22 protein-coding genes are annotated in these 20,639 nt (G+C 39.7%); 3 read left to right on the forward strand and 19 right to left on the reverse strand.

Annotated features, from left to right (window positions below; all coding sequences use genetic code 11):
• Window positions 1-163: 163 nt before the first annotated feature.
• From J8Z25_RS17265 to J8Z25_RS17330, 14 genes are all read right to left on the reverse strand, one after another.
• Entirely contained in the window at window positions 164-697 is a 534-nt protein-coding gene (locus J8Z25_RS17265; RefSeq protein ID WP_130052657.1) for a DUF3833 domain-containing protein, read from the reverse strand.
• Window positions 690-1,187, reverse strand: coding sequence for a chalcone isomerase family protein (locus tag J8Z25_RS17270; RefSeq protein ID WP_250662180.1), 498 nt, complete (start codon window positions 1,185-1,187; stop codon window positions 690-692). Before J8Z25_RS17270 ends, J8Z25_RS17265 begins: the two co-directional genes overlap by 8 nt.
• A 55-nt stretch (window positions 1,188-1,242) precedes the next feature.
• Window positions 1,243-1,686 (reverse strand): DUF2878 domain-containing protein, encoded by a 444-nt coding sequence (locus J8Z25_RS17275; protein ID WP_250662181.1) that lies wholly within the window; start codon window positions 1,684-1,686, stop codon window positions 1,243-1,245.
• Window positions 1,687-1,714: 28 nt separating this feature from the next.
• On the reverse strand, window positions 1,715-2,977 hold the full coding sequence (locus J8Z25_RS17280; protein WP_250662182.1) for an SAM-dependent methyltransferase: 1,263 nt from the start codon (window positions 2,975-2,977) through the stop codon (window positions 1,715-1,717).
• 22 nt (window positions 2,978-2,999) lie between these two features.
• Window positions 3,000-3,731 carry a DUF1365 domain-containing protein gene (locus J8Z25_RS17285; protein ID WP_250662183.1) on the reverse strand — a complete coding sequence of 244 codons (732 nt, stop codon included), beginning with the start codon at window positions 3,729-3,731 and terminating at the stop codon, window positions 3,000-3,002.
• Window positions 3,724-4,980, reverse strand: coding sequence for an NAD(P)/FAD-dependent oxidoreductase (locus J8Z25_RS17290; protein ID WP_130052661.1), 1,257 nt, complete (start codon window positions 4,978-4,980; stop codon window positions 3,724-3,726). The genes J8Z25_RS17285 and J8Z25_RS17290 overlap by 8 nt, the downstream gene beginning before the upstream one ends.
• Window positions 4,977-5,687: an SDR family NAD(P)-dependent oxidoreductase gene (locus tag J8Z25_RS17295; RefSeq protein WP_130052662.1), complete on the reverse strand. Its 711-nt coding sequence runs from the start codon at window positions 5,685-5,687 to the stop codon at window positions 4,977-4,979. The genes J8Z25_RS17290 and J8Z25_RS17295 overlap by 4 nt, the downstream gene beginning before the upstream one ends.
• Window positions 5,687-6,115, reverse strand: a complete 429-nt coding sequence (locus J8Z25_RS17300) for a nuclear transport factor 2 family protein (RefSeq protein ID WP_250662184.1) — start codon at window positions 6,113-6,115, stop codon at window positions 5,687-5,689. Before J8Z25_RS17300 ends, J8Z25_RS17295 begins: the two co-directional genes overlap by 1 nt.
• Before the next feature lies 1 nt (window position 6,116).
• Window positions 6,117-7,508 carry a deoxyribodipyrimidine photo-lyase gene (gene phrB, locus J8Z25_RS17305; RefSeq protein WP_250662185.1) on the reverse strand — a complete coding sequence of 464 codons (1,392 nt, stop codon included), beginning with the start codon at window positions 7,506-7,508 and terminating at the stop codon, window positions 6,117-6,119.
• Window positions 7,508-8,461: a YbgA family protein gene (locus J8Z25_RS17310; RefSeq protein WP_130052665.1), complete on the reverse strand. Its 954-nt coding sequence runs from the start codon at window positions 8,459-8,461 to the stop codon at window positions 7,508-7,510. Before J8Z25_RS17310 ends, phrB begins: the two co-directional genes overlap by 1 nt.
• 10 nt (window positions 8,462-8,471) lie before the next feature.
• The gene (locus J8Z25_RS17315) at window positions 8,472-9,122 is read right to left on the reverse strand and encodes a ChrR family anti-sigma-E factor (protein WP_130052666.1); all 651 of its coding nucleotides are present in this window, start codon (window positions 9,120-9,122) and stop codon (window positions 8,472-8,474) included.
• On the reverse strand, window positions 9,115-9,738 hold the full coding sequence (locus J8Z25_RS17320) for a sigma-70 family RNA polymerase sigma factor (RefSeq protein ID WP_130052667.1): 624 nt from the start codon (window positions 9,736-9,738) through the stop codon (window positions 9,115-9,117). The genes J8Z25_RS17315 and J8Z25_RS17320 overlap by 8 nt, the downstream gene beginning before the upstream one ends.
• A 62-nt stretch (window positions 9,739-9,800) precedes the next feature.
• Window positions 9,801-10,379 (reverse strand): LON peptidase substrate-binding domain-containing protein, encoded by a 579-nt coding sequence (locus J8Z25_RS17325; RefSeq protein WP_130052668.1) that lies wholly within the window; start codon window positions 10,377-10,379, stop codon window positions 9,801-9,803.
• 220 nt (window positions 10,380-10,599) lie between these two features.
• Window positions 10,600-10,878 carry a hypothetical protein gene (locus tag J8Z25_RS17330; protein WP_130052669.1) on the reverse strand — a complete coding sequence of 93 codons (279 nt, stop codon included), beginning with the start codon at window positions 10,876-10,878 and terminating at the stop codon, window positions 10,600-10,602.
• Window positions 10,879-11,135: 257 nt separating this feature from the next.
• On the opposite strand from J8Z25_RS17330, the gene trhA reads away from it, so the two are divergent.
• The gene (trhA, locus tag J8Z25_RS17335; protein ID WP_130052670.1) at window positions 11,136-11,765 is read left to right on the forward strand and encodes a PAQR family membrane homeostasis protein TrhA; all 630 of its coding nucleotides are present in this window, start codon (window positions 11,136-11,138) and stop codon (window positions 11,763-11,765) included.
• Here the strand turns inward: trhA and J8Z25_RS17340 are convergent.
• Together J8Z25_RS17340 and J8Z25_RS17345 are read right to left on the reverse strand one after the other, a co-directional pair.
• Entirely contained in the window at window positions 11,762-12,079 is a 318-nt protein-coding gene (locus tag J8Z25_RS17340) for an MGMT family protein (RefSeq protein ID WP_239978154.1), read from the reverse strand. The genes trhA and J8Z25_RS17340 overlap by 4 nt on opposite strands.
• Window positions 12,057-12,974: a LysR family transcriptional regulator gene (locus J8Z25_RS17345; RefSeq protein ID WP_250662186.1), complete on the reverse strand. Its 918-nt coding sequence runs from the start codon at window positions 12,972-12,974 to the stop codon at window positions 12,057-12,059. The genes J8Z25_RS17340 and J8Z25_RS17345 overlap by 23 nt, the downstream gene beginning before the upstream one ends.
• A gap of 117 nt (window positions 12,975-13,091) precedes the next feature.
• Here J8Z25_RS17345 and J8Z25_RS17350 point away from each other — a divergent pair, with 117 nt between their 5' ends.
• Together J8Z25_RS17350 and J8Z25_RS17355 are read left to right on the forward strand one after the other, a co-directional pair.
• Window positions 13,092-14,177 carry an efflux RND transporter periplasmic adaptor subunit gene (locus J8Z25_RS17350; RefSeq protein WP_130052673.1) on the forward strand — a complete coding sequence of 362 codons (1,086 nt, stop codon included), beginning with the start codon at window positions 13,092-13,094 and terminating at the stop codon, window positions 14,175-14,177.
• The gene (locus J8Z25_RS17355; protein WP_130052674.1) at window positions 14,177-17,248 is read left to right on the forward strand and encodes an efflux RND transporter permease subunit; all 3,072 of its coding nucleotides are present in this window, start codon (window positions 14,177-14,179) and stop codon (window positions 17,246-17,248) included. The genes J8Z25_RS17350 and J8Z25_RS17355 overlap by 1 nt, the downstream gene beginning before the upstream one ends.
• 139 nt (window positions 17,249-17,387) lie before the next feature.
• Here J8Z25_RS17355 and rluF read toward each other — a convergent pair whose 3' ends face one another.
• The 3 genes from rluF to J8Z25_RS17370 form a co-directional block, all read right to left on the reverse strand.
• Entirely contained in the window at window positions 17,388-18,332 is a 945-nt protein-coding gene (rluF, locus tag J8Z25_RS17360; protein WP_250662187.1) for a 23S rRNA pseudouridine(2604) synthase RluF, read from the reverse strand.
• Between the two features lie 89 nt (window positions 18,333-18,421).
• Entirely contained in the window at window positions 18,422-19,513 is a 1,092-nt protein-coding gene (locus tag J8Z25_RS17365) for an ABC transporter substrate-binding protein (RefSeq protein WP_250662188.1), read from the reverse strand.
• Between the two features lie 43 nt (window positions 19,514-19,556).
• Entirely contained in the window at window positions 19,557-20,639 is a 1,083-nt protein-coding gene (locus J8Z25_RS17370) for a DUF418 domain-containing protein (RefSeq protein ID WP_130052677.1), read from the reverse strand.

The raw sequence follows: 20,639 nt of genomic DNA on the forward strand, positions 1-20,639 counted from the left end.
TATCTTTATGCATTTTTGAGAAGTTAGCAACAGCAAATTGCTATTTTTACGTAATTTATTCAAAAATGACTACTATTTAACTATCAATCACAAGGTTAGTGACATCAGTATTAATAAAGACTTAATTTAACTTCCATAACTAAATTTTATGATAGCCAAACCATCATTCAATTTTCTCGATAACTAAGGTAACTTCCCCAACCTCAAAGCCAAACTTATCAATAGCGGTACGGTTTATCAAGCGTGATTGTGTTACCAAGTACATCCAATCATCGAAATTCACCACTAAAGTACTATCTTTATATGGAAGTTCGACAGAATATGTCCAGTGGAACACACTACCATTACTATCACCCTTTGCTTCGCCAACCACATCTGAGGCTGTACCTGTGATACTGCCATCTTCATTGATGGTGATATACCAAATACGCGTTTGCGTTTCGCCATCATCATAAACAAATTGCTCGTCAATCACTCCCTGATTGCCATCCCAAGTTGCTTTCATATCGACAACCAGCTTACGAGTTAATTCACCTTTATGGTCTTGAACAACGCCGTAGGCTTTGAGCTTTCCGCTAAAAAACTGTTTAAAGTCAAACTTAGGCTCTGTGCCTTGATAATAATCAACGTTTGGCGCAGAGCAGCTGGTAATTAACAATACCATAGCAAAAATAAAAAGTGCTTTGAGCTTAATCATGTTTCCCTCCAATAAGCTGTTTTCGAAGTGATGGTTCAGAAGTGTCAGGACTTAACCAAATTGCTAAAAAGTTATTAGCGAATTTATTGTCACCAACCTGACCTAACTTTTTGTCATTAATGTAGAAAGTACCAATGCCTTGCTCGTTCGTACGAAACGACAGCGAATCATTCTTTTTGATATCAGGCCAAAGGGCTAATAACTGTTCGTCGTATACACCTACCATGTCATTGAGCTTTAAATGTTGCCATTGCTCGTTGGTTGCTTTAACGATGTCTTTTGCATCAAAATCCCGTAAATAGGTAAGTGTTAACTTGCTGGGGTGCTGACCAAATTGATACGAACCCGTTGGCGTTTCTAGTTTGGCGTTATACACATCCCAAAATAGATACTCCATCTTGGCTTGTCCTACTGTTTTAAAGCCGTTTGCGATAGCCCCTGCTGAAAAAAATAACGCAGCAAACAAGGATAATTTAAGTGACTGATACATCAATAAATCCTAAAAGTTGTGTTATTAATCATTACGTAAAGCATAACTGAACTGATCATTTAGACGCTAAAAATCGCTTATTAATAGTGATGATAATCATAAACATGCTCGCCCATCCTAAACCATAAATAAGCCAAAACTGCCAAATAGCAAATTGTGTGTTAAGTACTTCAAAGCGCATCCCAGCGTAGTAACTGGCTGGAGCAAATAACGCGCAAACACCCCAGCCAATATACCAAGGCAACTTTTGTAGAAATTTCATCGAAGTATTAATAGTTAGAAGTAGCGCAGTCCAAAGTACAGCAAGCCATAAGGGAAAGGGACTCTCTTTAAAAGCGAGTAAATTAAAACTACTCGCTAGCCATTCATAGCCTAAAGCAAGCGGTAAGCCGCATAAAATTAGCCAAATATCTTGTCTTCGCTGCGTTGATAAAAAAATCATCACAGCTACAACAGCTAAAGCGGGTATCAGAGAATTGTGTTCGAGGAGTAAGGCCATAAACCAAACTCCTTGAAACAACGCAAAATTAATAATTGAGCGCGATATCATCGCCAGAATGGCCAAAACGCGGTTTACGGGCAACTAAATGAACGGTACTGATGGCGCGGGTTCTAAATGCTCCTTCACAGTAAGCTAAGTAAAATAGCCATAAGCGATAAAAACGCTGGTCAAATTTCACTTTATCTATTTCAGGCCAACTAGCAACAAAGCGCTCACGCCAATCAGCCAAGGTTCTTGCATAGTGAACACCAATATCTTTGACACTATGCACGACCATGTCTGTTTGCTGCTTTATTTGCTTATTCATTTCATCTAAGCAAGGCAGGCAGCCACCTGGGAAGATATATTGCTGAATAAAGTCTGAGTTCTTTAGGTAATGACTGTAACGCTGATCAGCGATGGTAATTGCTTGGATAAGCATTGCACCACTGTCTTTTAATAAAGACTGACATTTAGCAAAAAAGCCTGGTAAGTACTCATGACCTACTGCTTCAATCATTTCGATTGACACAAGCTTATCGTATCTACCTTCTAACAGACGATAATCCTGCTTCAGTAAAGTGATTTTATCCTCAAGTTTTAGCTCTTTAACTTTTTGTTCTACATAAGCATGTTGCTCATCAGAAATCGTCGTAGTCGTAACATGACAATCAAAATGTGTTGCAGCGTAAATCGCAAAGGCGCCCCACCCTGTGCCAATCTCAATAACAGAATCACCTGGCTGTAAATCAACTTGCTCACAAATTAATGCCAGCTTATGAGATTGGGCTTGTTCAAGGGTGGCTTGTTTTGAAGGGTACACTGCACAAGAATACAGCATTTCATCACTTAAAAATGCACTGTATAGGTCGTTACCTAAATCATAATGCGCTGCAATATTCTTTTTCGAACCGCTGGCTGAGTTTTTATTTTTAAGGTGATTAAGTCTGTGCGCAATACCACTTAAAAAAGCAAATTTTTTCTCAAAGGCATCTAGTTGATCTTGATTAAGGGCAAATATTTCAATAAGTTTAGTGAGGTTGTCACAATCCCAATAACCAAGAATGTAGGCCTCACCAGCACCAACACTGCCAGATAAAGCAAATGACTTATACATCGCAGCATCATTCACTGTAACCGTTGCGTTCAAATCACTTGTCAAATCACCGAAATGCTCTTTTTGATTACCTTCAATGAGCGTAATACGTCCAGTATCTATACTGTTGAATGCACCTATGACAAGTTTTTTATACAGCTTTGTCATCCAGCCAGTCGTTGCGGCTTGCGTTAAATTTGATACTTTTTCCATCACATCACCTAGTTGAATTCTCTTATTTGCCCGAGTGACCAATAAATGGCACACGTTTGCAAAACAATTTCAAAGCATGAAGGTAAATACCCTTAAAGATACTAAACGTCATAGCCGGAAACTGTTTAAGCACGGCACTAACCCGCTCCTTCGTCAGGAGGTGCTTTTGCAAACGCAGGGTTGCATCAAACAAAAGAGTCTCGTCTTTTTTATTTTCAATATGAATCATGGTGTTATCAGAATTCATTCTAATATTCCAATGATAGTTCATATCTAAGTTCATGAAAGGTGATACGGAGAAAACCTTTTTAAAGTTCACTTTTTTTTCAAGAGGTACTACATAATAATGACGTTCATTCCAAGGGGTATTGCTTACTTCAGCAAGCATGTGGGTAAAGTCACCATTACTAGTTTGAAAGAAGAAAAAGTTTACAGGGCTAAAGTACAGCCCTAAACAACGCATTTGTCCGAGCATAAAAACATTGGCAAATTCATTAGAAATGCCTAGCTCTTTAATTTTATTAAGCGCACGCTGCTTGAGTGGTAACTGCATATCAGTTTGATAATTAAAGTAATCACTTTGTTTAAATTTAAGAGCCTTAAAGCCACTAGAACCAAGCCAAGGGTGAATACCATTTAGCTCATTAGGATTTGCTAAATCAACCCACATCATATAAAGCGGGTATTTAAAGTGATGCTCTTTAACCGCAAAACGCCGATGACGAACATCACCTATATAAATAGCACTATTCAAACTCTACTCCGAGCTTTTGCGCCACATTGACAGCACTTCTAACACCGTCTTCGTGGAAGCCGTTATACCAGTATGCTCCGCAAAAATAGCTATTGTTTTTTCCATCAATCAAGGATTTTTGCTGCTGTGCTGCTATCGACTCTTTGTTAAATACTGGATGGTGGTATGTAAACTCTCGTAGAATTTTATCTTTGTTAATGCCATCAAGGTGGTTAAGCGTGACACAAAATTGTGTGTCGCTTTTAATTCCTTGTAGAATATTCATTTGATATGTGACAACAGCGGCTTTGTCTGTGTTGTTGTTTAATAGGTAATTCCAGCTAGCCCACGCAGCTTTTCGTTTTGGTAAAAGTGTTGTATCGGTATGTAGTACCACTGAGTTAGCCGTGTAAGGTATAGCTGAGAGAACACGTTTTTCGTCTGCGCTTGGGTCTAATAATAGGTTTAATGCTTGATCGGAATGGCAAGCAAACACCACCTTGTCGAATGTTTCGCTATGGCCATCATCAAAATGCACATGCACACTGCCATCTTTTCGAGATACCGAGCTGATATTGCTATTTAAACGAATTTTATCAGCAAAGCCTTGGATCATCGGTTTGATGTATTCGCGAGAACCACCCGGAATAACATACCACTGCGGGCGATTAGTAATATCCAGCAAACCGTGGTTATAAAAGAACTTAACAAAAAACTCTACGCCAACTTGCGCCATTTCTTTTATACTTGTTGACCAAATAGCAGCCCCCATCGGCAAGATATAATGGAAACGAAAAAAATCGTTAAAGTGATGCTCGTCTAAAAACTCACCTAAAGTTTGGTTTGCCTTATAATTTTTTTCAGCATGCAATGATTTACACACTTCATTAAAACGAACGATGTCTTTCAATAGTTTCCAAAATTTAGGGCGAAAGATATTACGTTTTTGAGCAAATAAACTAAAGAAGGTGTGGCCATTATATTCAAATCCCGTTTGCTCATTATGCACACTAAAACTCATTTGCGTTTTCTGGCGTTCAACACCTAAACGCTCAAGTAATTTTTCAAAATACGGGTAGGTCCGGTCGTTAAATACAATAAAGCCTGTATCAACAGCGTATTCAACGCCATCAACCTTTACGTCAATGGTTGCAGTATGGCCACCTATGTAATCGTTTTTCTCAAATACGGTTACATCGTAATGTTTGTGCAAGAGGTGCGCACAGCTTAAACCTGCTATGCCTGATCCAATAACAGCCACTTTTTTCAACGTGATAATCCTTTTGCAAGCTTCAGCCACAACGGCGTAGGAAGCATTCTTAAAAATTTTAAAATGAAGGTAAAACGGTGCGGAAAATGCACTTCTTTGCGCCTTTTCGCGACACCTTTAAAAATATAGTTTGCCGCTTCTTCTGCACTGACTGCCATTGGCATAGGAAAGTCATTTTTTTCTGTCAGCGGCGTTTTAACAAATCCGGGGTGAACTAGCGTGACATCCACATCGTTTAAATCAACAGCTAAGCTGTTAGCTAAATAACTGACTCCCGCTTTAGAAGCGCCATAAGCTTGGCTACGTGGTAAAGGCAAGTAAGTTACACTAGAGCTCACTATAACGAGCTGCCCACCGGGTTTTATTTTTGGTAACAATGCCTCAAGACAATAGCCCATACTAAGTAGATTGGTGGTGATCACACGCTCGAACAAACTACTATCAAAATTACGTGCATCATCAATGTATTCACAATTCCCTGCATTTAAAATGACACGATCAAATTGCGTATATGCCACTGTGCTCGAACGTATATCCTGAAGGTCTGTTGCATCAAACTGGCAAGACTCGATATTTTGGTACTGACTTAATTTGGCAAGCTTTTCTGTATTCCTACCGCAAGCAATAACTTGCTCACCCTTGTCTGCATAAAGCTTTGCCAATGACTCACCAATACCAGAAGTTGCGCCTGTAATTAATGTCGTCATTATGCACTCGCCCTTTTATCGATAAATTTTACAGCAGAACCAAGCACTGGAATATGCCTGTAAAGCATAGCCCCTACGTCAAAATAATCGCGATGCTCAATGATTTTGTCGTCATTAAATTTTAAGCGGCTATGTCCCTCAACTGAAATTGCTTGGCCTTTTTTAAGTTTTGGATGACGATACTGCATGGTCCAATAAATAAACGCGTTTTCCTCTTTACTATAGGTATTTTCAATAACAAATTCGCAGGAAATCACATTAGCATAAAGATTTTTAAAATAATCACGCAGCGCCTCAAGACCATTTACCGCATGCAAGGGATCTGCAAACTGAATGTCTGGGTGATAGATATCATCCAATAACTGTAAATTATCTTTATTGAGTGTTTGATAAACATTAATAAATCTATCAAGGGTCGCCTTTTCCATGTCACACCTTAAATGCGTTTAACGCTCGCTCTCGCGCTGCTTTATGATCAACAATTGCTGGCCAATAACTGCTCGACTTACCCTGTTTCGCTAAATAGTCATGCGGAAAATGGATTTGCTTGGCAGGAATTTTTTCCAGCTCTGGTAAATATTTACGGATAAATTCACCATCTGGATCAAATCGCTCACTTTGAGTGATTGGATTAAAAATTCGAAAATACGGCTGAGCATCACAGCCTGTGCTTGCAGCCCATTGCCAGCCGCCGTTGTTAGATGCTAGATCACCATCAATAAGGTGTTGCATAAAAAAGCGCTCACCTCTACGCCAATCAATTAGTAAGTGTTTAGTTAAAAAGCTCGCTACCACCATACGTAAACGATTATGCATCCAGCCAGTTTGAAGTAACTGCCTCATAGCGGCATCAACCAGTGGGTAGCCTGTTTTACCTTCGCACCATGCTTGAAAGTCACCTTCATCATCACGCCATGCCACAGCGTTGTATTTCTCGTTAAAGTTGTCGTATTTACTTAGGTTTGGATAAATCGCCATAAGGTGACGGTAAAATTCACGCCAAATCAGTTCGTTTACCCAGCAAAACAAGTTACTTTTGCTGCTGCGTAATACATCAGGATGACGCTGTTGAATAAGTGCTAATAATTGCTGAACGCTGACAATGCCAAGAGCTAAGTAAGGACTTAAACCAGAGGTGCCTTTGATGCTTGGGATATCGCGTTGCTCTTGATAGCTTGCTAACTTTTCTTCAATGAAACGTGCGCATACATGGCTGAGTTTATCATCATCAACAGGCCATTTATCTGAGCTACCGTCTGTGGCTAACAACTCACTTGACTGCCACTCAATAGGCTCGAACATCTTAGGCGGCTCAGCAAAATAAAAATGGGTGTCTTGATAAACTTTAAGCCATGCATTTTTAAATGGCGTAAAAACTTTAAACATCTCACCGCTTTGATTTTTGATACTCCCAGGCGGCGCAATTACATCACCGTCGTAAGCATAAAAGGTAATGCCTTTACTGTCAGCATGCTCTAAAAAAGCTTTATCACGGTTAACTTCGTTAAGCTCATATTCGTTATTGGCATATACATTTTTCACTTGGTGTTGATCGCAAAATAACGCTAATTTTTCTACGCATCCAACGTAATCTTTCGCATCAATAACATGTAATTTAATACCTTTGCTGGCTAAAAGTTCACCTAGAAAACGAAGCCTGCGTTTTAGTAAATCGAGCTGAATTGCTGCTACATCATGCGCTTGCCATTGCTTTTCGGTAATAAAAAAAACCGCATGCTGGCAACCATTTTCGATAGCCTGATACAAAGCATCGTTATTAAAAAGGCGCAGATCGCGCCTAAACCAAAATAATGTATTCATTAAATTCCGTAGCGTAATTTTAGTTCGTTCGGATATGGATCGAGGTAGACTTGTTTGGCTAGGTACTCATTTGGATGCACTTTTAAGTGATGCTTTATCAGTGTAAGTGGTACGTAAAGTGGCACTAACCCTTGGCGGTATTCATCAATTGCATCGCGCAGTTCTTGTTTTTCAATCTTAGAAAGCGATTTTTTAAAATAACCTTGCAAGTGCATTAATGTATTGGCGTTATTTTTACGTGATGCTGGCTTTTTAAGGGCTGTCATTAATCCCAATATGTACTCATCAGCTAAGGTTTGGATGTCTTCGCCATCAAAAGTGCCGAGCAGATTTCCCAAGTTCCGGTAAGCTTCATAGTTATGTGCCATTAATAAGTACTTATACTGGGCATGAAATTGGGTCAACCTATGAACTGTAAGAGGCTGCTCGCTCAACGTTTGCCAGTGCTTGTAGGTATAAACACGCATTACAAAATTTTCACGTAAATGCATATCGTTTAAACGGCCGTTTTCTTCACAAGGCAATAACGGGTTATGTGCCATTATTTGCTCTGCAAAAAAACCAACCCCTTCTGAAGTATTACCCGTACCAGCTTCGTTATAAATTTTAATGCGTTCCATTCCGCAACTAGGGCTTTTCGCACAAAACACAAAACCACTTAATTCTGCGGTTTGCTCTGTCGCAACTCGTTTACCGTACTCAGTTAATTTAGGGCCAACATCGCCAGTGCCATCAGGGCGGCACACTTTGATGGTATCGCCAACACGCACTTGACGAATTGTTGGCCTAGGTATAGGTAACCCTACCGCCACTTCCGGGCAAAACTTTTTATATTCAACATGGTTAGCCAACTCATCCATGCAAAAATTAGATTTCTTGTGTCCACTGTCAAAACGCACTTTGTCGCCTGCTAAGCAAGCGCTTAAACCAATTTTAATTGTTGATTGCTGCATATAAACCCTACTAATAGATAAGATTACCAATTGGGTTGAGTAATTTACTAATACCTTTATTGAAGTGAAGCGCACTGCTAACGACTGTAAAGCACAAGCACCCTTCAATCGTTTTTGGCGTGTGATTGTGGCGACCATCTAACATCATAAAATCACCTGGTACGTAATGTCCGTCTTCATCACTGAACTCACCATCTAATAATAAAGTTAGCTCAAAACCCGTATGTGTGTGCTCAGGAATTTCACCACCGGCATCAATGTGCAACAGGCTTGCCCTTAATGGACCATCATCTAAATCAATGCGTGAACGGGCAAGTTTACCTATTTGCATAAAATTACTGTGGCCAATGCGCGTAAGCGCTCTGGGTAATGTGTAGCTTTTATCTTTAACATCAACAGAAACCTGTGCTTGCTCATACACTTCATCAATTGATTCATCTGCAGTAATTGCATCAAAAAGGCTTATGTCTAACATGTCATCCGAATCGGTAGCGACCTCGGTAAATACACTGTCAGCATTTTTTGCCTCAAGAGCGGCTATCTCTTTTTGACACACTGGGCACATTTCAACATGAATAGCGACTGCAACACTCAAGGTGGCAGGTAGATTACCCTCACTAAACTTGGCAAGTAATTCGTTGCTTGGATGGTGCTTAATCATGGTGTTCTCCCATTTCATTGCGTAACTTCTGCAAGGCTAAGCGAAGACGAGACTTCACTGTGCCTACGGGAATGTTTAAGTGCTCAGCAAGTTGCTCTTGCGACATATCTTGAAAGTAGACTCCGCGCACGACTTCACGTTGTGCAATCGGTAATTTATCAAGATATTGTTTGATTTGTTTATCTTCTAAATGGTCACTGAACTCGTGTTGCCCCGGCTGGGCTTCATCAATTAACGGCCAAATATCTTCACTGATACACTCTTCTTTACTGCTTTTCATTTTTCTGAGCATATCGAAAGACGCATTTCGCATAACTGTATAAACCCACGTTGTCGCCGCACCTTTTTCTTTGTGATAAAGATGCGCTTTACGCCATACAGAAGTTAACGTTTCTTGAACTAACTCCATAGCTTGAGCTTCAGAACCAAATTGCTTTATTCCAAAACGTTTAATTTTTGGCGAGAAATATTGGAAAAGTATTGCGAACGCACGCTTATCGCGGTGCTCGGCAACAGCAAATAAAGCATCAGCAAGCTCTTTGCTTGGTGTATCTGGCATGGCAGAGTATTGACCTATGTTAGGTTTACAACCTGTGTTAAGTTGTTGACTTACCATCTTTGTGTCATCCAATTATTGTCGTTTAAAGTAATACGGCAAAAAGTTGAGGTTAGATCACATTAATTAGTAAATTCGTTGTTAATTAGAGTATGGAGGAAACTTAGCAAGTTTTCAAAGTTAGATTTAAAAGCAAGTTGTTGTTTTTTAACTAATGAAATAGGCAAAATCTCAAGCCAACGGGCAACAACCCAGGCAAGGTTATCAAATTGTGGGGTTTTATAAAGGCCTGCTAAATCTGGCTGATTTGCAAACACAGCGCGAAGCGTGTGGCTTAGTAAGGTATTTTCATCGTTGATTGGTGTGTTTATGTACCACGAAGGTGACGAAATTCTTTCGATATCAGCATGACGTAACTGCTGCTTATCCTGATTAGCATTATGAATAGATACCGCATGCTCAGCATAAACATCAATTAATAATTGGCCGTTATCATCTTGATTGAAATCGGTTATTTGCATTAAACAACCTATTTCGGGCAAGTTAAGATCTGTGTCATGTTGGTAAGTGCAAAGCACAAAACCTGTATTATCTTGTACAGCTTCTTTGACCATCGTTAAGTAACGTTGCTCAAATATTCTTAGCTTGGTGAACCCTTCAGGTAAAATAAAAACCGGTAAAGGAAAAATCGCACGCTTCATAAAGTCTACTATTCTAAAACCACATGCCTTTAATTACGTGCGCTTTTAATCCGCCGATCAATATTTCATGAAATCTTAATATCTACTTTATACTTTAGAAGTTAAACCATTGTGCAACGTTACGAAATAATTCGATAGATGCATATGCACTGAGTAAACTCAAAACCGGTGCAACCATAAGTAAAAATAAGCTGATTTCACTACTCATTATCTTGCTTCCTTACTGTTTGTTTGTTGCTTTTGGAGCTTGTGCAACTTTTAACTCTTCTTCTTTCGAAGTAATTGCATCTTCACTCATGTAAGTATCTAGTAACTTTTGAGCATCAAACTCAATGCTGTTCATTACGCTTTGTTTCAGTTCGTTACTTGCTTGCTGAACATAGCTTTTAACAGATTGTGTAATTGTGTTGCTGATATCTAATTCAAAGTCAGTAGCGCTTGCTTGAGTTGACCCTAATACAAGTAACGCAGCAGTAGTTAATTTAAGTGAGTTATTCATAGTGGTATTCCTTGTCTCTTTAAGTAATTAGTCGTAATTACTTAATCAAAGGTTGTGCCACTCTGAAAATATTTTTTAACCCATTGATTTTCAATGACTAAAATATTAATTTATTTTTTATTCCTATTCAGTGGTGGTTAATAAAACCAACTAATTTAGATATTTTGACCAATATTTAGTTAAAAAATAAGCGTTGCCAATTTCGGCGCACACTTGTACACTGAAACTGTTTTAAACACGCGTATTAGTAAATAAATATGACAAAACTACTCCCTTATTCACGCCAAGAAGAACAACTTAACGTGCTCACTCACGGCATGGGAGTACTCTTTGCGATATATGTGCTGTGGGATTTGATTTCACAATCTAATGTCGCATCGGCGACAGTGAGTGCCATCGTTTATGGATCAAGTCTACTGGTATTATTCTTAGCCTCTACTTTATATCATGCCAGTACTAAAGAACGAATTCGTGCTATTTATAAAAAATGTGACCACTGTGCTATTTACCTACTTATTGCAGGTACTTATACACCCTATTTAGTTATTACTTTATCAGGGGCATGGTCAATTGCCGCTTTAGTGTTTATTTGGTCTCTAGCTTTAGGCGGTGTTATTTATAAATTGCTAGTAAAAAACGGTAATAAAAAGGTCTCTCTCGCCACTTATTTATTAATGGGCTGGTTTGCATTGGCGCTTGTATATCCTCTTTATTTAAACCTTGATTTAAGTGCATTATGGTGGTTATTAGCAGGTGGTATTGCATACAGCTTAGGAACTTTGTTCTACAGTGCTAAAACCCGCCATTTCAGCCATGCAATTTGGCATGTATTCGTGCTAGTTGGCTGTGTCTGCCACTACGTATCAATTAGTTTATATGTTTATTAATCCCACTGATGTAGGCGCATATTAATTTTAGTCTTATTAAATGTTACGCCTTCACTGAGTAGTTTTTGTCGTTGCTCAAGATGTTTACAGCTGCCCTCAGGAAAGGAAATTTTCCCTTGGCTATTTACCACCCGATGCCACGGGATACTTGAGCCTTCAGGCATGAGCTTTAATAGCCGCCCTACCAATCTCGAATTGTTAGGGTATCCAGCAAGCTTTGCTACTTGCCCATAACTTGCTACTTTTCCCTCTGGAATTGCACAAATAATGGTATAAATTAAATCCTCTTTACTAACGTGTGTTGGTTGCTGCACGACTACACTCCAAATATTGTTTACTGATCTCGCTAAAATCTTGCCAAATAGCTCTAGCAACAGGACCATGATGGACAGAGTGCTGTCTAAATACGCGAATTTCTGCGCCAAACTGGTGTTCACGGTCAGTAATTTTAATTTGCTGTAATAAACCAGCTTCTATTTCAGCTTTGCAGTGTTGTAAACTAATCATTGCCCAACCAGCACCAGACAATAAAAACGACTTAACACTGGTTATATCATCAATTTTCATCAATGCAGCTCCCAAGGTATAAGAAAGCCTATCACTGTCAAAGCTCAAGTCGCTTTCAAACATAGCTAAGCAAGGGTAATTTTGAATATCCGCAAAGCTGATTTCATTTGGCACCACATCAGGAGCACTGACAATACCAATATCAAATTTACCAATTGGTAGACTCTCAAAATCCCCTGTTGCATGAAACAAATCAAACCAAGGACCAATTCCTAAATCAGCCTGATGGCTGTTAACCTGCTCAAGTGATACAAAGCGTTTACCCGAAGAAATACTAAACTCTGTACTGGCAAAGCGCTTAAAGGTTTGGCTAATCACTTCGTTATAGCTATGTTGATGACAAAGCTGTTCATAACAAATTTTGTAATTAGCCTCATTGCCTAGTGCAAGTTCTTTAGCTAATGATCTTAACTCACTGTTTGCATTCATCAATTGGCGCGCTTCTCGGTAAAAAATACGGCCTTTTTCAGTTAAATGTAAACGATATTGACTTCGATCTAGTAGCTCAAAACCTAGTTCCGACTCTAGCTTCTTAATAGCCAAAGTTAGAGCAGGTTGGGTCTTATGCAATTTTACTGCGGCTTGACTCAAACTAGAGCTTTGCACAATAGCATCTAGAACGATTAATTGATTTAAATTCATTAATGGCAAACTATATAAATAAAATTAATACTGTTTCTAAAATTTAATAATTTTTATTTTATATCTTTGCAGCGTATCCTGCAGCAAATTTATGCTTTCTTATCTATGGAGAAGACAATGAGATTGGCACCCGCCGTGTTAATTAGCAGCATGTTTCTGTTACTTTCGGCATGTTCAGAGCAAGCAAAACAAGTTGAAGCAGAGCCGGTAGTACGCCCTGTTAAACTTTTTAATATTGGTAATAATTCAGAGCAAAGCATTCGCAGCTTTCCTGCTGAAGTTGTTGCTAACCAAGGTTCTTACCTAGCCTTTAGAGTTAATGGTGAGTTACTTGAGTTTCCAGCTCTAGCGGGCCAACATGTTGAAAAAGGTGAGCTTTTAGCAAAACTCGATCCCGAAGATTTTCAACTGCAATATGATGAACGCAAAGCTCGCTTTGAACTTGCTGAATCTCAACTTGACCGAGTCCAAAAGCTATTTAACCGTTCAATTGCCAGCCAATCTGAGTTAGATCAAGCGCTGGCCAATAAACAAGTTGCAGAGTCAGCGCTAAAAATAGCCAAAACCAATCTAGATAATAGTGAATTACGCGCACCGTTCGCGGGTACTGTGGCAAAGGTGTTTGTTAAAAACTTTGAAAACATTCAAGCGAAACAAAACATCTTACGCCTTGAAACGCGCGACCTAATGGACGTAGTAATTCAAGTTCCCGAAAAACTTATTGCACGAATCGATAAAGACGTTGACTATCAACCTGAAGTTGTCTTCGATGGTTACCCAAACAAGTCATATCAATTAACCATAAAAGAGTTTGATACCCAAGCCGACCCTATCACTTTAACCTACAAAGTTGTGTTTTCTTTACCTGTACCAGAAGACTTTAATCTACTTGCAGGTATGACTGGCCGCGTTGATATAGATTTAAGCAAAATCACTAGCTCACAATCATCTTACACACTATTGCCTGTTGAAGCGGTTTTTTCAGAACCTACCGAGTCTGAAAATAACAATAGCTATGTGTGGCTGTATGACCAAAATACTGGCTTAGTACATAAACAAGCTGTTGAAGTTGGCCAGTTACATCGTGATGGTATTGAAGTGCTATCAGGTATTGAGCAAGACCAAATTGTTGTTGCAGCAGGCGTACACTCTTTAGAAGAAGGTATGAAAGTGCGCCCATGGCAAAAAGAGCGAGGCTTATAATGAGCTTCGCTGCACTTGCTATTGAAAGAAAAGTCATTAGCTGGATGTTTGCGCTGTTTTTACTGATTGGTGGAACAGTCGCTTACTTTGGCTTAGGACAACTTGAAGATCCTGAATTCACCCTAAAAAAAGCCATGGTGATCACGCTTTACCCGGGCGCGTCACCACAACAGGTTGAAGAAGAAGTTACCTTTCCTATCGAAAATGCAATTCAACAGCTGCCGTATGTTGATTACGTAACGAGTATTTCATCAACAGGTAAATCGCAAATTACCGTGGAGATGAAAAGCAATTACCGTAAACAAGACTTACGCCAAATATGGGATGAACTGCGTCGTAAAATCAACGATCAAGCAGCGTCAATGCCATCAGGGGTTTATCCTAGTAAGATTATGGATGACTTTGGTGATGTATACGGTGTGATGTATGCGGTAACCGGTGATGGTTACTCTTATGATGAACTCAAAGATTACGTTGATTATCTAAAACGCGAACTTGTTTTGGTGGATGGTGTAAGTAAAGTAACCGTAGGTGGTGAACAACAAGCCCAAGTGATGGTTGAAATTTCAACTCGTAAACTAGCCCAGTTAGGTATCTCACCCAATCGTATTTACCAGCTTTTACAAACACAAAACAGTGTGTCGAACGCAGGTAAAGTGCGCGTTGGCGATGAATCAATTCGCCTACATCCAACAGGTGAATTCAAAGATGTAAAAGAGCTCGAAAATCTACTTATCTCTAAGCCAGGTGAGAATGAACTTATTTACTTAGGTGACGTTGCTACCGTTTTTCGTGAGTATGCAGAAGTCCCTAATAATATTATTCGCTATAACCAGCAGCAAGCATTACTGGTAGGCGTGTCGTTTAGCTCTGGTGTCAATGTAGTTGATGTTGGTGCAAATATTGAGGCTCATTTAGCGTCACTTGAATATCAACGACCACATGGCATGGAAATTAACAGCGTTTATAACCAACCTGCCGAAGTTGAAAAGTCAGTAAGTGGCTTTATTATCAGCCTACTAGAAGCTGTTGCCATTGTTATTATCGTACTCTTAGTCTTTATGGGCTTTAAAAGCGGCGTATTGATTGGTGTAATACTCCTGCTAACGGTATTAGGTACCTTCATATTTATGAAGTTGTTTGCTATTGATTTACAACGTATTTCGCTTGGTGCCTTGATCATAGCCTTAGGTATGCTGGTTGATAATGCTATTGTAGTAACCGAAGGCATATTGATAAATCTAAAGCGCGGACAAACTAAACTGCAAGCTGCAACTAATATTGTAGATCAAACCAAGTGGCCGTTATTAGGTGCTACGGTTATCGCTATTACAGCATTTGCGCCAATTGGCTTGAGTTCAGATGCCAGTGGAGAGTTTGCAGGAAGCTTATTCTGGGTATTATTTATATCGTTATTACTGAGCTGGATCACAGCCATTACCTTAACGCCTTTCTTCGCTGATTTGATGTTTAAACAAGCAACTGAAAAACAGCCGCATCATGATGAAGACCCTTACCAAGGTGTTATTTTTAATGTCTATAAAGGCGTGTTACATACAGCAATGCGGTACCGTAAAACCACGCTACTTCTAATGGTTATTATGTTGGTAAGCTCAGTTTATGGTTTTAAATTTATTAAACAGTCGTTCTTCCCTGCATCAAATACACCTATGTTTTATGTTGATTATTGGCATACGCAAGGCGCTGATATTCATACCACAATGGATGGTGTTGCAAAGCTTGAAAAATTCTTACAAGCCGACCCTCTGGTTGAAGAAATAACCACAACGGTTGGTCAAGGCGCACCGCGTTTTATGCTGACTTACGCACCTGAAAAATCATACCCAGCTTATGGGCAATTGATTATTCGTGTAAAAGACCGCGAAGCTGTTACTACCATGATCAAAAAAGTACGTGATTATCAGCATGAGCATGTACTTGATGCTCAGCTTAAAGTTAAACGTATGGAAATTGGCCCATCCACTGATGCAAAAATTGAAGCACGTTTTTCTGGTGCTGATCCTGTGGTACTTCGCCAGTTAGCAAAAGAGGCGAAAGACATTCTGCATCAAGATGCAGGGGCATTTAATATTCGTGACGATTGGCGTGCTCGATCTAAGTTAATTCGTCCGCAATTTAACGAGCAAAAAGCCCGTCGTTTAGGGATTGCTAAATCTGACCTTGATCAGCTGCTGTTAACTAGCTTATCGGGTAAACAAGTGGGCGTTTATAAAGATGGCACACAAATGCTACCTATTATTGCTCGTTCGCCTGCTGAAGAACGCTTAAACGTTGAAAGCTTGCGTGACTTACAAATTTACAGCCCTGTGTTAGGTGTGTTTGTACCGGTGACCCAAGTGGTCGATGATTTTGTTGTTGAGTGGGAAGACAGCTTGATCATGCGACGTGACCGTAAGCGTACCATCACTGTAATGGCCGACCACGATGTTATTGGCGATGAAACTCCAGCGAAGCTTTTTGCACGTGTTCGCAAAGACATAGAAGCTATTGAGCTGCCTCGTGGCTATGAATTGCAGTGGGGCGGCGAATATGAGTCATCAAGCAAAGCGCAAAAAGCTATTTTCGGCTCATTGCCGCTAGGTTACTTAGCTATGTTCGCTATAACTGTACTGCTATTTAACTCGGTTAAAAAGCCTCTTGTGATTTGGGCGACAGTGCCGCTGGCTATTGTTGGTGTATCCGCAGGTTTATTACTAATGAATGCTGCATTTAGCTTTATGGCACTACTTGGCTTACTGAGCTTAAGCGGCATGCTCATCAAAAACGGCATTGTCTTAGTTGACCAAATTAACCTTGAACTCGATAGCGGCAAAGACCCTTACAAAGCGGTGTTCGACTCTGGGGTGAGCCGTGTTCGTCCTGTAGCGATGGCTGCAATTACCACCATTTTAGGCATGATCCCACTGCTATTTGACGTGTTCTTCCAGTCAATGGCGGTAACCATTATGTTTGGTCTTGGTTTTGCCACAGTACTGACTCTGATTGTAGTGCCTGTGCTCTATACCATGCTGTTTAAGATCAAAGTACCTAAACAGCGTCACGCTAATTAATACAGATTGACTCTCAACCAAAAGCCCTAACAGTAAACTGCTAGGGCTTTTTCTTTAACAAGTGAACACTCTAGTTAAGTTTTAAAGTGGAGGGCTAATTAACGTTCGTGTAATTAACGTCACATTATTATTCTGAAGCTTATTTTTTCAGGCTTAATGTACCGGTGCGTTTTGTATTGCTACGCTTAGTTTGATTTGGTTTTGATGAGTGTGGATTGCCAGCCTTTGATCTTGATTGACCTTGTTTGGCATCACCTCGTGCCTTTTTCACGTATTTAGAGAAGTCGCGCTTTTTTTCTTCTTCATTGCGTGGCTTTTGCTTGGCACGAACTTGAGTTGGTTGTTTATTTTCATCAACTGAACGCTCTTCCGTTTTACCTGAATCAGCAATTGAGTTATTGATCTCAGCCATTTCTTGTTCGGTTAAGTGACGCCACTGCCCGACTTTTAAACCTTTTAGGGTCACGTTCATAATTCGTGTGCGCTTTAGAGTCACCACTTCATAGCCTAAATATTCGCACATACGGCGTATTTGGCGGTTTAAGCCTTGTGTTAGCACTATGGTAAATTGCTGTGGGCCCGTTTGTTTAACTTTACACTTTTTAGTGACAGTATCGAGGATAGGAATCCCGTTTGCCATCTTATTCACGAACTGGCGGTTAAGCGGTTTATCAACCGTCACTACATATTCTTTTTCATGATTATTACCAGCGCGAAGAATTTTATTAACGATGTCGCCTTCGTTGGTTAAGAAGATTAACCCTTCTGAAGGTCTATCTAAGCGCCCAATAGGGAAAATACGTTCTGGGTAATTAACCGCTTTAACAATATTGCTTTGGATTTTTCGCTCAGTCGTACAAGTAATACCAACAGGTTTGTTATAGGCGATATAAACCAGCTTAGGTTTTGCTTTTAATGGTTTACCATCAATGAGTACATCATCGGCGTCACTGACTTTTACGCCCATTTCAGGCAAGTTGCCATTAACAGTAACACGACCTTCTTCAATATATTTATCTGCCTCACGGCGTGAACAAAAACCTGTTTCACTGATAAATTTATTTAATCGCTTTAACTCTGTCATGGCACACTTCTGTCTGGATTTTAAAGCCGCTAGTTTATACCAGAAGCCTTTACCAAGCTAGGTAGAATCTAGGCTCTTTCACTACACTTTTAGTGTAGTGCTGCGTTTTTAGGCTTTTCGCTCAATAAACTATGTAGAGTATCAAAATCGAACGCGTACTCGGTACTTTTGCTGTTTTGCAATAAGAAAGTTTCAAAAGGGATAACCGACCAGTCTTTGATGTTTCTTAGCCAGTTGTAACTTTGAATATTGTGCTTTGTGATCACCCCAAGCTGAAATTTAATCGCATCATGATTTTGCCAATAAGGGTTACCATTATGATGATCGACCAAGCTAATTAATGCCCATGCACCCATCATAAAATGCCCGCCAACACTGGCTGTGAGTTTTTGCTGTTCAATTAAGTTTAAATTATCGTCAAGCCAATCAATGCCACCAATAAAATAGACTCTATCTGTTTTACCTTTTACTGCTTCAAGGGCACCTTGTGCCATTAAATCAGAGGCACACCAAATCACATTAGTATCAGGGTATCGTTGTAACAATCGGCTTACTTTATTCTCGGCTTCTTGCTTATTCCAACCAGCATACACAACTTGCTCAAGCTCAACATCTTGTTTTCGTAGATAGTGCACGAGCCCATCACTGCGGGTGTCAGATTCAGTGCCATAATGACCATTAATCGCAACGAAGTGAGGCGTTTGCTGCGTATTTATTGCCTCATCAAGTAAGGCTTTGCCAAGTTGCTCACCCGCTTTAAAGTTATCGTGAAATACTTCCCCAAGCCAATACTTAAAGCGCTGACGGGGTTTACCCACTTCGTCTCGCTCTACGCCAACAATTGTTTCTTCAAGGGTGATAAATTTCACTTTGTGTTGTTCAAGCAAACTCATTGATTGCTCTGCGCCACCTGGGTAATTGATTAAAATGGCGTAATTAGGTTTAGGGTTATATTGCAGGTATTGTTTTAGTTCGGCTAATTGAATGTGGCGATTTCCACCACCGTAAATTGTTGTGAGAGAAACATTATTTTGCTTGGCAGCAACCTGCATCACATTAGTCACTTTTTGCCAAAATACATCGCTTTTAACAGAGGGATTAACTAACAGCACAGAGAATTGCTCGCCAGCATAAAGTGGTGAATAGCAAAGCAATGTAAAAACCAACAAACAAATTCGCATTACCACTCCGCTTTGTTTTTCTTTGATTGTAGTATATGAGGAATTATCTAGACAATTTCCGCCAAATAAATTCACACGGACCATGTGTAAAATACTGGCTATACACTTTACAAAAAAACAACTGAAAAACAAGCACAACAGCAATTACCAACCAATAATCTATGCGATCAAAATTAAGTGCTGCGGTAGGGTATGCGACTTTAAAAAACAGGATAAATACGACTGTTTGCATTAGATATAACGTCAACGACATACGCCCTGCCTGCTGTAGCAACAAGCAGTTACTAGGTGTATTTTTAACTACTTTTATAATGATGTGGCAATAACAAATGGCCACGGCTAAAGCAGCAAGCCAATTAATCGGTTCCACAATCGCGTACATAAATACACTGCTGCTAGGGTCTATCATCAACCTTACAACTGTTAAACCAATAGCCGCTGGAACAATCATGTTAAGCTGAGCTTTCGTTAAGCCGTCAACAAATACCCCTTGTTTATATAGATAAACGCCCACCAGCATTAACCCTGCAGCCATCCACATAGTGATCAGTGGCACAGCAATAAGCATTATAATAAACATCAAAAAGTTGCTGACGAATCCTGCGAAGTAAGAAGAATAAGCCGCATCATACGCCATTAAAAAGCTCTCAGAGCTTCGCGTTACAGGGGTAAACTCCGGCTCTACAAAGGCAAGTAAAAATGAAATGAAAGCACCAAGGAATAAGAACAATATGCCCATACGCAGTATTTTTTCTTCATCTTGCTGGCTAAATTTAAGGGTTAACCAGCCTGCACAGGCATAAATAAACAATATATCACCAGCCCATAATAGAAAGCCATGAGCAAGGCCAATACAAGCCAAAACTTGTAGCCGTTTATGTTGCTTCTCGACGTTTTGCCAAAGCTGCCATTGAATGACTAAAGATGCACCAAATAATAGGCAAAATAAACTTCTAAAGCGCCCATCAATGAAAACTGTATTTACGGTGTAAATGAGTGAGTCTGAAAAGGGTGGCGCAGCACTTGGGGTATAGTCGTACTCAAATAGAGCAAAGCTGTAGATGTTCATAAACATCAAGCCGAGTACCGCAATACCCCGTAAAACATCCATATTTATATTGCGCAT

The organism is Pseudoalteromonas sp. SCSIO 43101 (assembly GCF_023650775.1).
Classification (GTDB): Bacteria; Pseudomonadota; Gammaproteobacteria; order Enterobacterales; family Alteromonadaceae; genus Pseudoalteromonas; species Pseudoalteromonas apostichopi.

Excerpts from the sequence above, each read along its gene's own strand:
- J8Z25_RS17265 (WP_130052657.1), bottom strand. The coding sequence starts at position 697 with ATGATTAAGCTCAAAGCACTTTTTATTTTTGCTATGGTATTGTTAATT.
- J8Z25_RS17270 (WP_250662180.1), bottom strand. The coding sequence starts at position 1,187 with ATGTATCAGTCACTTAAATTATCCTTGTTTGCTGCGTTATTTTTTTCA.
- J8Z25_RS17275 (WP_250662181.1), bottom strand. The coding sequence starts at position 1,686 with ATGGCCTTACTCCTCGAACACAATTCTCTGATACCCGCTTTAGCTGTT.
- J8Z25_RS17280 (WP_250662182.1), bottom strand. The coding sequence starts at position 2,977 with ATGGAAAAAGTATCAAATTTAACGCAAGCCGCAACGACTGGCTGGATG.
- J8Z25_RS17295 (WP_130052662.1), bottom strand. The coding sequence starts at position 5,687 with ATGACGACATTAATTACAGGCGCAACTTCTGGTATTGGTGAGTCATTG.
- J8Z25_RS17300 (WP_250662184.1), bottom strand. The coding sequence starts at position 6,115 with ATGGAAAAGGCGACCCTTGATAGATTTATTAATGTTTATCAAACACTC.
- phrB (WP_250662185.1), bottom strand. The coding sequence starts at position 7,508 with ATGAATACATTATTTTGGTTTAGGCGCGATCTGCGCCTTTTTAATAAC.
- J8Z25_RS17310 (WP_130052665.1), bottom strand. The coding sequence starts at position 8,461 with ATGCAGCAATCAACAATTAAAATTGGTTTAAGCGCTTGCTTAGCAGGC.
- J8Z25_RS17315 (WP_130052666.1), bottom strand. The coding sequence starts at position 9,122 with ATGATTAAGCACCATCCAAGCAACGAATTACTTGCCAAGTTTAGTGAG.
- J8Z25_RS17320 (WP_130052667.1), bottom strand. The coding sequence starts at position 9,738 with ATGGTAAGTCAACAACTTAACACAGGTTGTAAACCTAACATAGGTCAA.
- J8Z25_RS17325 (WP_130052668.1), bottom strand. The coding sequence starts at position 10,379 with ATGAAGCGTGCGATTTTTCCTTTACCGGTTTTTATTTTACCTGAAGGG.
- J8Z25_RS17330 (WP_130052669.1), bottom strand. The coding sequence starts at position 10,878 with ATGAATAACTCACTTAAATTAACTACTGCTGCGTTACTTGTATTAGGG.
- trhA (WP_130052670.1), top strand. The coding sequence starts at position 11,136 with ATGACAAAACTACTCCCTTATTCACGCCAAGAAGAACAACTTAACGTG.
- J8Z25_RS17345 (WP_250662186.1), bottom strand. The coding sequence starts at position 12,974 with ATGAATTTAAATCAATTAATCGTTCTAGATGCTATTGTGCAAAGCTCT.
- J8Z25_RS17350 (WP_130052673.1), top strand. The coding sequence starts at position 13,092 with ATGAGATTGGCACCCGCCGTGTTAATTAGCAGCATGTTTCTGTTACTT.
- J8Z25_RS17355 (WP_130052674.1), top strand. The coding sequence starts at position 14,177 with ATGAGCTTCGCTGCACTTGCTATTGAAAGAAAAGTCATTAGCTGGATG.
- rluF (WP_250662187.1), bottom strand. The coding sequence starts at position 18,332 with ATGACAGAGTTAAAGCGATTAAATAAATTTATCAGTGAAACAGGTTTT.
- J8Z25_RS17365 (WP_250662188.1), bottom strand. The coding sequence starts at position 19,513 with ATGCGAATTTGTTTGTTGGTTTTTACATTGCTTTGCTATTCACCACTT.
- J8Z25_RS17370 (WP_130052677.1), bottom strand. The coding sequence starts at position 20,639 with ATGCGCAATATAAATATGGATGTTTTACGGGGTATTGCGGTACTCGGC.